General features: G+C 37.6%; 9 protein-coding genes. 1 reads left to right on the top strand and 8 read right to left on the bottom strand.

The features are described from left to right. Window positions 1-36 precede the first annotated feature (36 nt). The 6 genes from ACIR131C_RS0107510 to ACIR131C_RS0107485 all read right to left on the bottom strand — a co-directional run bounded on the left by ACIR131C_RS0107510 (window position 37) and on the right by ACIR131C_RS0107485 (window position 9,647). A complete protein-coding gene (locus tag ACIR131C_RS0107510; RefSeq protein ID WP_334310847.1) occupies window positions 37-570 on the bottom strand; it encodes a pilus assembly FimT family protein in 534 nt (177 codons plus the stop codon). Then, window positions 560-1,537 (bottom strand): hormogonium polysaccharide secretion pseudopilin HpsC, encoded by a 978-nt coding sequence (hpsC, locus tag ACIR131C_RS0107505; protein ID WP_334310846.1) that lies wholly within the window; start codon window positions 1,535-1,537, stop codon window positions 560-562. The genes ACIR131C_RS0107510 and hpsC overlap by 11 nt, the downstream gene beginning before the upstream one ends. 162 nt (window positions 1,538-1,699) lie before the next feature. Next, a complete protein-coding gene (locus tag ACIR131C_RS0107500) occupies window positions 1,700-2,326 on the bottom strand; it encodes a prepilin-type N-terminal cleavage/methylation domain-containing protein (RefSeq protein WP_028089699.1) in 627 nt (208 codons plus the stop codon). Between the two features lie 38 nt (window positions 2,327-2,364). After that, window positions 2,365-5,793 carry a hormogonium polysaccharide biosynthesis protein HpsA gene (gene hpsA, locus ACIR131C_RS0107495; RefSeq protein ID WP_028089698.1) on the bottom strand — a complete coding sequence of 1,143 codons (3,429 nt, stop codon included), beginning with the start codon at window positions 5,791-5,793 and terminating at the stop codon, window positions 2,365-2,367. A gap of 266 nt (window positions 5,794-6,059) precedes the next feature. Then, window positions 6,060-8,387, bottom strand: coding sequence for a DNA helicase PcrA (gene pcrA / locus ACIR131C_RS0107490; protein ID WP_028089697.1), 2,328 nt, complete (start codon window positions 8,385-8,387; stop codon window positions 6,060-6,062). A gap of 63 nt (window positions 8,388-8,450) precedes the next feature. Continuing rightward, window positions 8,451-9,647, bottom strand: coding sequence for an RNA-guided endonuclease InsQ/TnpB family protein (locus ACIR131C_RS0107485; RefSeq protein WP_028089696.1), 1,197 nt, complete (start codon window positions 9,645-9,647; stop codon window positions 8,451-8,453). Between the two features lie 312 nt (window positions 9,648-9,959). On the opposite strand from ACIR131C_RS0107485, the gene ACIR131C_RS0107480 reads away from it, so the two are divergent. After that, window positions 9,960-10,397 (top strand): CAAD domain-containing protein, encoded by a 438-nt coding sequence (locus tag ACIR131C_RS0107480; protein WP_028089695.1) that lies wholly within the window; start codon window positions 9,960-9,962, stop codon window positions 10,395-10,397. A gap of 731 nt (window positions 10,398-11,128) precedes the next feature. On the opposite strand, the gene ACIR131C_RS0107475 is transcribed toward ACIR131C_RS0107480, so the two are convergent. Then, complete coding sequence (locus ACIR131C_RS0107475) at window positions 11,129-12,418, bottom strand: homoserine dehydrogenase (protein WP_028089694.1); 1,290 nt, start codon at window positions 12,416-12,418, stop codon at window positions 11,129-11,131. Between the two features lie 140 nt (window positions 12,419-12,558). Next, window positions 12,559-13,911: a ferredoxin--NADP reductase gene (gene petH, locus ACIR131C_RS0107470; protein WP_028089693.1), complete on the bottom strand. Its 1,353-nt coding sequence runs from the start codon at window positions 13,909-13,911 to the stop codon at window positions 12,559-12,561. Between the last annotated feature and the right edge of the window lie 138 nt (window positions 13,912-14,049).

Below are 14,049 nucleotides of genomic sequence, written 5' to 3'. Positions count from 1 at the left end.
GTGGTGCGGGCATCTTGCCCGCTAAAATCACATCAACTAATTGCAAGAGTCATCCTTAGCGGTTCGCATTGCGCCTAATCTAGTGGAAACAATAATACAACGCCTTGCTGTGCCACCGGATTTACTAGATAGGGTGATTTTCCCGACTGGAGGTATCACACCACCAACATCATTAAACCGGACTCGTCTTACACCGTTATCCAATTCTAATGTTGAATTGGGATCTAACTGCACACTGTCATCTAAATCATTCCACACAGCATTATTTAGGTCAGATTCCTTGTGAACAGCCCATTGTAGAATATCATTCTGTGTACGGAAACTAGCTTGATATTTCACTTTTTCTTTTTTTGCTTGACTTTGGGCTTGACGCATGGCTTGATTAACTTCGCCTTGGGCAATATTTAACCGACGAATATTCGTAAAACCTGACAAGTTTGGTAGGGCGATCGCTGCTAAAATACCAATAATAGATACCACTATAATCATTTCTATCAAGGTAAAACCAGCATTCTGATCATCTGGCAATGACTGGAAAACTAACTTTTTAAGTTGATGATTAATAGCCACTTTTTGCTCCTTGAACTATCGCACTAGCCGTGGGAAAATAACTTTTTTTATCATCTCTATATTTTATTTTATCTGGATCCCTTTCTCTACGAGCTAGAGCATTACCCCGAATAAATACCTTTGCTGTTGTATTGGCTTTATCTACACAAGCATAAAACCCTGTCATATCATTACTTGGCTTTATTGTTGACCATGTAATTGGAGGTGTTATGGTATCCGCTGGACAGGTGGCTGGTGGTGGTGTGGGTGGTATGGTTGGAACGAGTGGTGGTGTGGTTTGATCTACGTAGTCAATTAACACATTAGCATCAGTAGTGTAAGCCGTTCCAGATTTCTGCCAATTGTTCATGGCCTCTTCTACAGTGTTGTATTGAGCTATATTAAAGGGCTTAAAACCTGGATTAGGACAGTTATCAGCATTAACATACTTTTTAGTATATCCTGAACAAGTTACACCTCCTGTAGTAACTTCCACACCGTCTTTAACTTCCCATTTAGCGATACGAGCAGATTGTGACCAATTTGTGTTAGTATCTTTAATTAAATAATAAGCAACTAATGAATGTACAAAAGCATCATCTTTTCCTAATGTAGTGGGAATTACCTGACTAACAAAATTCCGTTTCCAAAAAACTAATATAGGAGTTTTAGTATCATCATTTGGGTAACGCAGTTGATCTTTTATTTTGTCAATACCAGCAGCATCATAAATATAAATAGCTTGTTGTAAATCACGAGAAATATAATCCAGTGCTGTTTGGATTTCTTGCTCAGAATTTATCTTAATTTCCTCATCACTATCTGTGGTTATCATAGTAATCATAAACTGTAGTAATACTGTGATCATTACAGATGACATCGCTAAAGCTATTAACAATTCAACGAGAGTAAAACCAGCAGATTTATCAAGAGATTTTGAGGCTTTGAATTGATTTTTGAATATAAATTTAAGTATCTTGATCATCATTGTATTGTCCTTTTTTAAATGCACCCAAGGCAGATTTTCAGATGTTTCTAATTTAGATTAAATTGTTGCACAGTGGGGATTTTACCCGCTTTTTATGTGAAAATTAATGGTGAATTTGATTGAATTAACCCAAGCTATAAACCAATTTATTGACAAGGTTGATTATTGAACGCAACCCAAGCGGGAACATAAACTGCCAAAAGTTGTACTACCGCTAATCTCAACTGTTTTGATTAAGATTGGCGCTTGTTTATTAACTACAATACCACCTGTACTAGACGGTAGAATAGTTTGATCAAAATCCAAGTCTTCTCTATATATTCTCATCGCTAGACGATAGCCATCACTTGTTTTAGTACCTGCGGGCTTTATTTGAGCCGCTTGAATGTAAAATTCATCAAATGGGGTATCTTTATATGGTTGACAAGTTGAAATTGGATTACAAGCCGTGATGGTGCTATCTTTCTTAAAGAAATACAAATCTGTATCGGTTTTTTCAGGAACCGGCATTTCTGTTTCTAGATTTATAGGAGTATTTGGAGTTTCTGTAATTACTTTAGTGGGCGCTGAAATTGAATTATTGCTGACATCATTAATAAATGTCTCAGCAGCTTGAACGGCTTTTTCCATACCTTTCGACTGCACCCGGACAGCCGTAGACATGACCAGGACTGGTGATATAGCAGCCAAGAGAATAGCAATGAAAACTACCCCTACTAGTACCTCAATAATTGTGAAACCAGAATCACTAGCAGATAAAATTTTTGGCTGTAGTTTGGTTTTTATCATTAGTTTATCACCTCTTTGTAAGTCTTATGTAGGTTTTATTATTGACAGATATCAGGACGTTGATTTGGATCTTCTATGGCAAAGTTAGTATTAGAAGTCTCCCTAGCACATAACAAAGTTTGTACCCATGTATCACCTCTGCTAACTTCCCGTAAATATTCATCCGGTGGTTCGTCCGGTGTGACTGCGAGTTTACTGGCAAATAATTCGGGTGACTGAAATAACAACCCTACATCGTAACTCCACTGTCTTGTCTGGGGATTATTAAGTATCTGAGGTGGATTTGTCCCTGTAGCATAGGCACTCTTTTTTACCTGCATAAAAGATCCATTTAGCTTAATTTTCCTACTAGTCCAATTCTCTATAACGCGAACCAAGTTATTTAGACCACCATTATCCACTGTAGGTTGAGCAGGATTGTCACCAGCAGCAATAATCAGATTAAAAGTAGTATTATTATTAGCTGTTTGTTGGCTACCTATTGTATAACCCAATTCCTTTGTGAAGTCGAAGTCTCCAGAAAGCAAAGTAACAGCATCAGCTAAAATATTCCCAGGTCGCCATTCATCACCTGTGGTACAATTAGGAAATCTGGAGTCACCAGAACGACAGGCAAAGTTATTATTAAAAGTGGTGCGAGTGTAGAAGTTATCCCAATCATCTGCAAGTGTTTGTGTAAATTCCTCTTGAGTGTGTAGATTAAAATCACCTTTAATATACGCTGGTAAGTTGGTAGCTAAAGTTAACCCCTTTTCCTCTTCCTTGTAGCTATTTGTTCGCCCCAGTTTCCCGCCATTAATGAGTATAATTGCACTGGGACGGCGTGTGGTGTCGTCTGAATAATCTACAGGACTTTCAAGTTTTCCAGCGTCGGTATTACCCGCACTGATATCTGGTAAAGCATCATCACGAGTCGCGTAAATAATACCGCTATTGGGTAATAAATATTCTGAACCACCAATAGGTTTTGTCCGTAGTAGATTCAAGTCTAAAACTGTAGCGCGAACTTTTTTATTTTCTCTCTGGTCAGAAAAGAAGGTTTCAAAAATTGCACCATGGGGAATAACAGAATTATTAGGACTAAGACTACCATCTAGAATTTGTAGAGCGCAAATCTGAGCATCAATAGCAGACTGCTCTGATATAGTTCTATTTGCTGCTGCTTTGTTTAATGCTCTAGCTAGTAATCCATCATCTATCAAAGGTCTATTATTATACTTTAGCTGAGATAGATATGTCAAAGCTGTTGCATAATCACTAACTGTTTTAGTGGGTGCAGGATAAACTATACCCCTATTAGATTTACCATCTTTGTCTTTTTCAAGATTAGAAGCATTTGGTAAACTGTCCATATTTTTGTAGCTCTTATTATCAGTAGGATCATAATAACTACTCACACAAGCTATGGGTTTAGGCGTTTGGGCATTATAGCCAGTAGACTTGTAGTGATAAACTGCTGTAGCCCGCATTTTTAGATAAGGTTTTGTATCATGATACATTCCCTCAATATCAGACAATATTTCTTTCTCTGTACTAGTAATACTACCAGGGGTATCATCTTTACTCAAATAAACTCCTGCCCCCGTAACAACTCGTAAACCACCCACCGGATCTGTGGTGCTTGTTGGTACTTTGGCTGCTGCTAATTCCCAGTCTCCATCTCTTTCTGTAGAACCAATATCTGCTAAATTCCGTACTAAAGAGGGTCGTGTGCGAGTTTGCGTAGTACCACTTGGTAAATCCCATTTAATGCCACTAATATCTTGGGTATCCTCAATATATGAACCAATAAACTGATTTTTACTGCTATCCCACCTCAGTTCGGGTAAATTGTTACTAACTAGGACTCTATCACCCAATAGTTTTTCTTTTCCACTATTTTTCTTCAATTCTTTTGGGTCGCTGGCCTTGGGTTCTAAGGATGTTCCGCTAATGTTGAGTGATAGATTAGTATAATTAACACCTGTTTTACCGTCTGTTGGGTCTGTAGGATAAACCCAGCTATCAATGGGACGCAGGGTATCAGCAGATCCTTGTAATAATGAGCTAGGATATATTTCTGTAGCACCAAAAGCAACTTCTGTATAAGGTACACGACGAGTCCGTCTTTTAAAGTAAATTTCTAATTGTTGACGACGGTATTTAAGGCGCTCTGTATCATCAAAAGTTATTCCTAATGCTGTTTGTTTGAGTGCAAGTCCGTTTTTAACTTCTGTTGGATCATTAGCGCCTGTAGAATCAGCAGCAATTTGAGCATCAATTAATTTATTAATCCGCCGTACATAAGCTAGGTTATTATAGGCTGTATCTCTGGGACTATTTGTAACTGATTTTGTTAAAGTACCAGTAGTAACATTAGAGGTTTTACCGTTGTATAAATCAACAGTTGCTCCACCCGTATCACTTGCATCAGTAAACTTACCCAGTGCTAAATTACCACCAACAATAATTTTGGCATTTTTAGGTTTATAGAAACAAGACGCTCTACTGCTAACTTGATATAATCTAATGTTGTTAACAGTTCCAGCAGCCAGTAAATTACTATTTGTAAAAACCCCACCATTCAAATTTGTATCGGAATTTAATTCTAGATCATCGTCATAAACAACAGCATTGTTATTTGTTGGTGTTTGTACTCTGTCTTGTTGATACTCTACAGCCCCACCCAGACTACCAGCAATCTTACCATTATATACTTCATAGTTAGTAGTGTTGGGAGGATTAGTAATTCTGGCTATAGCAGTATAAACAAAAAAGGCTTTCTTGATTTCATTATCTTGTCTCACCCAACCAGTATTACCTACTAAACTGGTATCGGTACTTCCACAATTAGCATTTAATGTCCCTTTGACTACTGGTACATTTCTGGCTTCTAAAGCATTTCTGGCTCTGCTATACTGACCATTTACCACGGGTGGAGTTTTAAAATAAATACCGTAGAGGGTATAGCTATCAAATTTCCCGTTGCTGTCAGTATCAACAGGAAACCTCCAAGCTGTTTCTAGTGATGGTTGTCCCTGTAAAGATAGTGTTAGTTTAGTTTCATCACCAAATGTATATTTATCTATGTTATTAACAAGAGCATTATACAGATCATCGTCTGTTGGTGTAGTTTTTGGCAGAGTTTTATCCTGCAATAATTTACTAATTTTTGCTTTACCTCTATCAATTGCTGGGGTAGCAGCAGTCATAACCGACTCATTGACACGGACGTTATTAGCATTTTCCCGTCGGTTAAAAGAACGAACCATAATAGCTGTGGTCAGTAATACCACTACCAGGGATACCATTAGCACTGTTGGTAAGACAAAACCTGCGTTAGTAAGTTTCTGTTTTTTCTGAGTGCGGAAAACATTTCTTAGCAACCAGTTTAAGCTTCGTTTTGTTGCTTTTTTGATGAAAAAACCCCGCAGAAATTTCGTCAGTATCCTAATTACTTTTTTAAGTTGCTGATTTTTTTGATACATAGATGCCTTGCTATTCAATAATTTCCTGGTATTTTTTTGGTGATGATTTTAGATAAGTATTGATGTATATTATTTTTCTACTGTTGAATTATCTATTTAATAGCGAACCACAGAGGCACAGAGGACACTGAGGAAAACTATAAGCAATCTTTTGGGGTAAGAGGAGTGGTTTATCTAGGTTTTTAATATACCATCTTTTCTAGACAAAGTTGCAAAACTCTTAATTTTTTTCTTTTTCCTCTCTTGGTGAAAGCTCACTCTTGCTATTAGACTTTCTCTAACTGTGCTACTCTAGGGTCTATAATTTTCTGTCCTAAACTAGCGAATTGAATCGCTACGGAAACTTTATTTCCTTCTCCAAAAACATGAGTAATCTTACCAATACCAAAAGTTTTATGTAATACTTTATCACCTACTTGCCAAGTTGGAGAAGTGCTTTGTTTAGTAGTATTTGCCGATGTTGTCTTGGTTAAAATACGGGTAAGTTTATTCTGTGTAGTTAATAATTCTGCTGGTAATTCGTCTAAAAATTGCGATCGCATTGCCGGTTCTCTAGTACCATATAAACGGCGTTCTCTAGCATGGGATAGAAATAGACGTTCTTGAGCGCGGGTAATACCTACATAACACAATCTACGTTCTTCTTCTAATAAGGATGGATCTTGTAATGAACGATAACCCGGAAATAATCCCTGTTCTAATCCAACTAGAAAGACCACGGGAAATTCCAAACCCTTAGAAGCGTGTAAGGTCATTAAAGAAACTGCTGTTTGTCCCTCTTTTAAATTATCTAAATCGGAACTGAGCGCAGCACTTTGTAAAAATGCTTGTAAGGAAATATCTTCGCCTTCATTTTCCTCTTGAAATTGCAACATGGCGTTATATAATTCATTAACGTTGCTAATTCTGTTATCAGCTTCGTCTGTACCTTGGTCTTGCAATTCTTTGATATAACCAGAATCTTCTAAAATCCCTTGTAATATCTCTGAACCGGGAATAATTGTGATTTGTGCTTGACGATTTTGAATCATTGCAGCAAAATTATTTACAGCTTTTGCTGAACGTCCTGCTAAAGTATTAACTGATGTTTCATCACTAATTATTTCCCATAATGTTATTCCTAATTGCTGGGAAGCATTGACTAAAGCGTCCATAGTAGCTTTACCAATTCCCCTACGAGGTGTATTAATGACTCGCAATAAGCTAACAGTATCCGCTGGATTATTAATAGCTCTTAAATATGCAACAGCATCTTTAATTTCTTTCCGGTCATAAAACTTCATTCCTCCCACAACCGTATAAGGAATTTGATACTTAACTAATAGTTCTTCAAAAGGTCGAGATTGAGCATTAGTTCTATATAAAATTGCAAAAGCACCCCAATTTAATTCCGGGTTTTGATTTTCTAAACTGCGAATTTGGTCAATAACAAAAGCTGCTTCGGCCATTTCTTCCTCAGCTTTATGAAAACAAATTGCTTCCCCCGGTTGTCTTGTGGCCTTGAGAATTTTATCAATGCGTTGGGTGTTATTTTCAATTAATTCATTAGCAGCTTGGAGAATGTTTTCACAAGAACGATAATTTTCTTCTAATTTTACCATAGAACGGGTATCATCATCTGCTAAACCATCGCCAAAATTCTCCTGAAATTCTAGTAAAATCGTAAAATCTGCCATTCTAAAACTGTAAATTGACTGGTCAGCATCTCCGACAACAAATACAGAACGATTTTCCCATTTCCATTCACTTTTACGTTTTTCCCCATTGGTAACTAAAAGCTGAATTAAATCATATTGAGTCCGGTTAGTATCTTGATATTCATCAACTAAAATATGACAGAATTTGCGATACCAATAACCTAAAACCTGCTCATTTTGTTGAAATAATCTAGTAGGAATTAAAATCAAATCATCAAAATCTAAAGCATTATTTTGAGCCAGTTTATCTTGATAGCGGTTATAAACGTCAGCAATTACCCTCCCGCGATAATTTGGCTGTTCACTTTCAAATTCTCTAGGGGAAAATCCCTGATTTTTCGCATTACTAATAGCGTAACGCACAGACTTAGGTTCAAATTTCTTACTATCTAAATTTAAATCTTTAGTCACAATTTCTTTAATCAGACTTTGTACATCAGATTCATCAAAAATAGAAAAATTCTTCTCCCATTTTCTCCCTTTTTCATCTTGATATTTCTCAATATCATAACGGAGAATCCGAGAAAACAAACTATGAAAAGTTCCACACCACATATCTTTAATAGTAGTGCGGTAAACTTGTGATTTAATCAAAGTTTGTTCATATTCCGTTAGTAAATCAAACTTTTTATCATGTTTTGTTATCGCTAATTGTTCAGCAAATATCCTTTGAATTCTTTCCTTCATTTCCCTTGCGGCTTTATTAGTAAATGTCACCGCGAGGATATTTTCAGGATTAACACGGTGTTGTAGAATCAAGTTAGCAATACGGTAGGTTAGCGCACGGGTTTTACCCGAACCAGCACCAGCAACTACTAACAATGGTCCGCAATAGTGTTCTACGGCTTGACGTTGACTAGGATTGAGGTGATTAAGGAAATCAATACTTGTTATCATAAAATATAAAGACGATGAGGAGTTTGACGCTCCCTGACCTATAGAGGGACGGGGATTCTTGTTTCAATGAGCAACCTTACCCAAACTTGTTACCAAGTCTGAGCAGAGGGTCATCTCTCCACAAGCGTTATTAGTTTCCGTCCGCCCGACGGTACTTAAATCATAGCCACTTTGTCTTAGTGCTTTAGTGAGAATGTTAATTGCAGCATTGTGGTCACGGTCAAGTATGCACCCACATTTACAAACATGAGTTCTAACTGAAAGTGATTTCTTGACGATTTCTCCACAACTAGAACAGTTTTGAGAAGTGTATTGTGGTGCAACTGATACAATTACACGACCATAGACTTTACCAAAATATTCTAACCATTGAGTAAACAATGACCAACCAGCATCACTAATTGACTTGGCTAACTTGCTATTTTTAACCATATTTTTCACTTGCAGTTTTTCAAACGCCACTAAATCGTTAGATCTAACTACGCACAATGCTGTCTTAACGGCAAAGTCTTTACGTTGACGTGATACTTGCAAATATTTTCTACCAAGACGGTTAATAGCTCTTTTACGATTATTAGAACCTTTATTTTTACGACTAACTTTTTTTTGTAGTCGTTTTAAAGATTTTTCTGACTTTCGTAAATATCTTGGATTATCAATTTTATCCCCTTGAGAATCAGTGTAGAAACTGTTAAGACCAACATCTAAACCAATAGTTTTACCAGTTAGATTAACATCAATATTCCGTTCTGCATCTATACAGAATTGAACGTAATATCCATCAGAACGTTTAACTATTCTGATTCTTTTGATTTGCTTAATCTGGTAAAAATGTAAATCCCAAGTTCCAATTAATTTTAGCTGACCAATTCCACATTTATCCGTAAAGTTAATGTGTTTTCGGTCTTCTAATAGTTTCCATCCTGATGTTTTATATTCAATGGAACGGTTATTTTTTTGGAACTTTGGATATCCTTTCTTTCCAGGAGTTTTAGCTTGACAATTATCAAAAAATCTTTTAATTGCAAAAGCTGTTCTCTCGGCTGCTGCTTGTCTAGCCATTGAGTTTAATTTATCTGCAAAATCAAATTCATTAGCTACGACCGCAGTGTATTTATTTAGGTCGTAAGGTTTAACATTTTGATTGTTCATCCAAAAGCGCAAGCACTTATTACGAATGAACTGAGTTATCCGTATAGCTTCATCAATTTTTTGATATTGCTGCTTTGTGCCTTTGGCTTTAAATTCAAAAACAATCATTTTTTTTATTACTAATTCGACCTGTTTTAAGTATAATATACTTTAAGGAGTTAGTCAATCTTTAAGATTGGTAAAAATGAAACTACCCTCTCTCACGATTAAGCTGCGCTTAATATCTCTTGGAGGGTGTTTAATTTTACCCGCTTTACATCCCCACCCTGTAGAGGGATGGGGTATTACGGCGTTTTCTGATAAAATAAACCAATAATCTCTGATTTCTCATGCTTATTAGTGGAAGAATTGTCAATTAACAGCCTTTTGGTTGTAAATGTCTAGGTAAAAAACTCAACGATTAAAATCATGGAAATAAAAATGCAAGAACCAGAATACCAAGAAACCCAGTCCAAAGAAACAACTACCCCCCAAATTAACACCCAAACCGGAAATCTTACCAAACTTCAGCCGCCTATGCAGCCTCAAGAACAATGGCTCAAATATGGACAACAAGTTTCTGGTTTTCTGGGTACATTACCAGATTATGTAGGTAAGTTCTTTGGTCAATATCAACAGCCTATAGTTAGTATTGGTTTAGTAGTGACATCTGTAGTCGCAGTTAAGGTACTATTGGCCGTACTAGATGCTCTTAATGATATTCCTTTAGTAGCGCCCAGCTTTGAATTAATTGGTATTGGTTACTCTGTGTGGTTTATCTATCGCTATTTACTCAAAGCTTCCAGCAGACAGGAGTTATCTAGTGAAATTACTACCCTCAAATCTCAAGTTGTCGGTAAAAAAACTTCTGAATCTTAACTAACAAATTTAGACAAATTTAGATACCCGGATTCTTTAATAATTCGGGTATCTTTTGACAGGGAACAGGTGACAGGTGACAGGTGACAGGTGACAGTTGCTACGCCAGGGGAACAGCCAACAAGACGCAAAAAAACCGCGAAAAATTTGCTTTTTGATCTTGACAAAGGATTTTAAAAATGTTATGCTTATATTGATAAGGAAGAACTATCTTGAAATATTTAAAAGTAGTGTGTGTTAGCGACTAGTAACGCACCATTGGTAGAGAACTTGTGTATAGCATAGCGATCGCTACAAATGGGCAGCAAGTTCAGCTTGAGTGAGGTACACTTTGTGCGGGCAAGATGCCCACACCACAAGAGTTTTATTATTAATATCTGTACTTCATAATGTCGAAAACTGCTGTAAAATCCCCCTCCTCATCCTGTACATCCTTTAATCCTGGATATCCTGATTCTGACATTACCCCACAAAGCAACAATTAACGCAAAAAAAACCGCGAAAAATTTGATTTTTGGTGTTGACAAAGGATTTTAGAAATGTTATCCTTATCTTGATAAGGAAGAACTATCTTAAATTATTTAAGAGTAAGATGTGTTAGTAGTAGGTTGGGTTGAGAAAACCCAACATCAAACCTAACCTAAATTTAGCGGATAACGGTGGGTTACGCTGTGCTAACCCACCCTACTAGTTTGTTACTTTGTTGGGATATACAAGTTTCTGTTTTTTTTTCACAGCACTCGTAATACACTAGGAATACTGTCTATAGATTCCATAGCTTGAATTTCTGCTAAAGCTTGTCTAAAGTTCCCTTCCCGGACATCATGGGTGACAACCACAATTTCCGCTAGTTCTCCCTGAAAACCAGTTTGGACAACTGACTCCAAACTTACCCCATAATTGCCAAAACAAGTCCCTAATTTCCCAATAACTCCCGCTTGGTCTTGACTCAAAAAGCGGGTATAAAACCGCGTCACTAACTCAGAAATTGGCGTAATTTGAGAGTAATATTGATGTCTACAAGCTAGGAGAGGATTTGGTTTATTTGTATTAGTTTTGAGGTTAGCTACCAGACTTAATATATCTGATGATACAGCACTCGCGGTAGCACCAGCACCAGCACCAGGACCGAATAACATCACCGGGCCAATGGGTTCTCCTTCCACAAGAATGGCGTTATAAACACCATTAATACTAGCTAAAGGATGGTTTTGCGGTACTAAAGTAGGATGAACCCTAACTGAAAGTTGGGAATTATCTGTATCTAAGTGTTGGGCTATACCTAATAACTTAATCACAAATCCTAACTTAGCAGCATAGGTAATATCTGTTTTTGTGACTTGGCGAATTCCTTCACAATGGACATCTTCTCGATTAATTCGTCCGTCAAACCCTAAAGATGCCAAAATAGCAATTTTATCTCCCGCATCTAAACCATCAACATCAGCAGTGGGGTCAGCTTCAGCATAACCCAATCTCTGAGCATCTGCTAAAACATCATTAAAATCACTACCTTCCGCTTGCATCCTGGTGAGGATGTAGTTGGTTGTGCCATTGACAATACCCATGATAGCATTAATCCGGTTAACGCTTAAAGACTGTTTTAAAGGTTGAACCACTGGAATACCACCACCAACGGCCGCTTCTAGCATGACATAGACACCAGCTTGATTCGCAGCAGTAAATATTTCCGCACCAAATCGAGAAATTACGGCTTTATTGGCAGTGACAACGTGCTTACCATTGTTAATAGCTGCGAGAATTAATGTTCTGGCTGGTTCTAATCCTCCCATTAACTCTACAACTATATCCACCGCTGGATCATTAACAATAGCCTCTAAATCTGTCGTGATTACACCTGATGATAATTCTACAACACGAGGTTTAGTGAGCGATCGCACCCCCACCCGATATATTTCAATTTCCTGTAACAGTGGGTGACGGCCTAGCTTGTCTTGTAACAGTTGTACTGTACCCGTTCCTACTGTACCTAATCCGAGTATTCCTAATTTAACAGTCACAGATTTTGCACCCACACTAACTTTATTAGAGAATAAAAAAACAATTGTAGGCAGAGCATAAGCCCTACCTACTAATTATCTTCTTTTAATTGTCCAATGACCAATGACTAATAACCAATGACCAATGACCAACGACTAAATTAGTATGTTTCTACGTGCCAACGGTGAGCTTTTTTCAGGTCTTTTTGGTAATCACTCCAGGTTACACCTTCTTTGGCCGCCGCAGCGCTTAAAGCCGCATCAATGCCATCTTCCATACCGCGTAAACCACAGATATAAGTGTGGGTTTTAGGATTTTTAATCAATTGCCACAATTCATCAGCGTGTTCCGCTACACGGTCTTGGATGTACATTCTACCACCTTGGGGGTTATTTTGTTCCCGGCTGATAGCATAGGTGAGACGGAAGTTTTGAGGATATTTCTCCTGCATTGCTTCCAATTCTTCTTTATAAAGAATATTGGGAGATGTTGGTACACCAAACAACAACCAGGAAAATCCTTTAAATTGATATTCTGGGTTAGCTTTTCTTTCTGCGTCCTTAAACATCCGCCACAAGTAAGTCCGCATAGGCGCAATACCTGTACCTGTTGCTAACATGATTATATTAGCTTCTGGATCTTCAGGTAACAACATTTCTTTACCAACAGGACCTGTGATTTTGACATCATCACCTGGTTTTATTTTAGTCAGATAGGTAGAACAAACACCATAAACTGTTTCACCAGTTTCGGGATGCTTGTACTCTAGCTGACGAACACACAAGGATATTGTTTTGTCATCTAGATTATCACCGTGACGAGTGGAAGCAATCGAGTAAAGTCTCAGTTTTTCAGGCTTACCGTTTTTATCCAGTCCAGGAGGGATAATACCGATACTTTGACCCTCTAGATATCTTAAGTCACCAGTAGATATATCAAATTTGAGGTGTTGAACAATACCGATTCCGCCCTCTTTAACTAATGTTTCATTAGAGATACACTTACCAATAAACGGAGCGTTAGGACGATAAATGTTCACAGGAACGTCAGCATGGGCATCTTTTTTTGCTTTTGCTTGAGTCATGGTGTTGCCTTTTTTCTCCTTAGCCGATGATTTAGCAAAGCCTTTCGCCTCACTAGGATTAATCACAGGTGTGACTTTACCATGTTCCTCGTTACTAGCATTCACCTCAGCTTTGACTTCTGTACTAGCAGTAGCTTCAGATGTAACAACTGCTACATCATTCGTTACTAATTTAACTTGGCGATTGACTTGCTGTAAAGCTGTAACAGGTTGAATACTAACAATTTTACCACCTAAGCGAGTGATCCGTCGCATTTCTTGATTCATGCGGTTGTAAGGTACTCTGATGAATACACTGCCACTTTCACGAATTGGGTAGTTGGTTTGATCAGTTTTTTCACTCTGACGCAGACCTATCACTTCGTAAACGAAGACGCGGCTACCTGATTCTATATTGGCAGCACCCTCAACAGCACCTTGATTGTACATTCCTTCTACCACTCCGATATTTACTTAACCGTTTATCAAAAAAATCATTCCCATCCTTATAGGAGCTTTAGTTTACCGGATTTTCGGATCACAAAACTGCCCATCTGGGAAAACGACATCATAATTATGATGCCGGCT

Source organism: Dolichospermum circinale AWQC131C (genome assembly GCF_000426905.1).
Classification (GTDB): Bacteria; Cyanobacteriota; Cyanobacteriia; order Cyanobacteriales; family Nostocaceae; genus Dolichospermum; species Dolichospermum circinale.
The sequence above is the reverse complement of the archived record's forward strand: the minus strand, read 5'-3'. Positions and strand labels throughout refer to the sequence as shown.

Bases quoted from the DNA above. Each gene is read 5' to 3' on its own strand.
- ACIR131C_RS0107500 (WP_028089699.1), bottom strand. From the start codon at position 2,326: ATGATAAAAACCAAACTACAGCCAAAAATTTTATCTGCTAGTGATTCT.
- pcrA (WP_028089697.1), bottom strand. From the start codon at position 8,387: ATGATAACAAGTATTGATTTCCTTAATCACCTCAATCCTAGTCAACGT.
- ACIR131C_RS0107480 (WP_028089695.1), top strand. From the start codon at position 9,960: ATGCAAGAACCAGAATACCAAGAAACCCAGTCCAAAGAAACAACTACC.
- hpsA (WP_028089698.1), bottom strand. From the start codon at position 5,793: ATGTATCAAAAAAATCAGCAACTTAAAAAAGTAATTAGGATACTGACG.
- hpsC (WP_334310846.1), bottom strand. From the start codon at position 1,537: ATGATGATCAAGATACTTAAATTTATATTCAAAAATCAATTCAAAGCC.
- petH (WP_028089693.1), bottom strand. From the start codon at position 13,911: ATGTACAATCAAGGTGCTGTTGAGGGTGCTGCCAATATAGAATCAGGT.
- ACIR131C_RS0107485 (WP_028089696.1), bottom strand. From the start codon at position 9,647: ATGATTGTTTTTGAATTTAAAGCCAAAGGCACAAAGCAGCAATATCAA.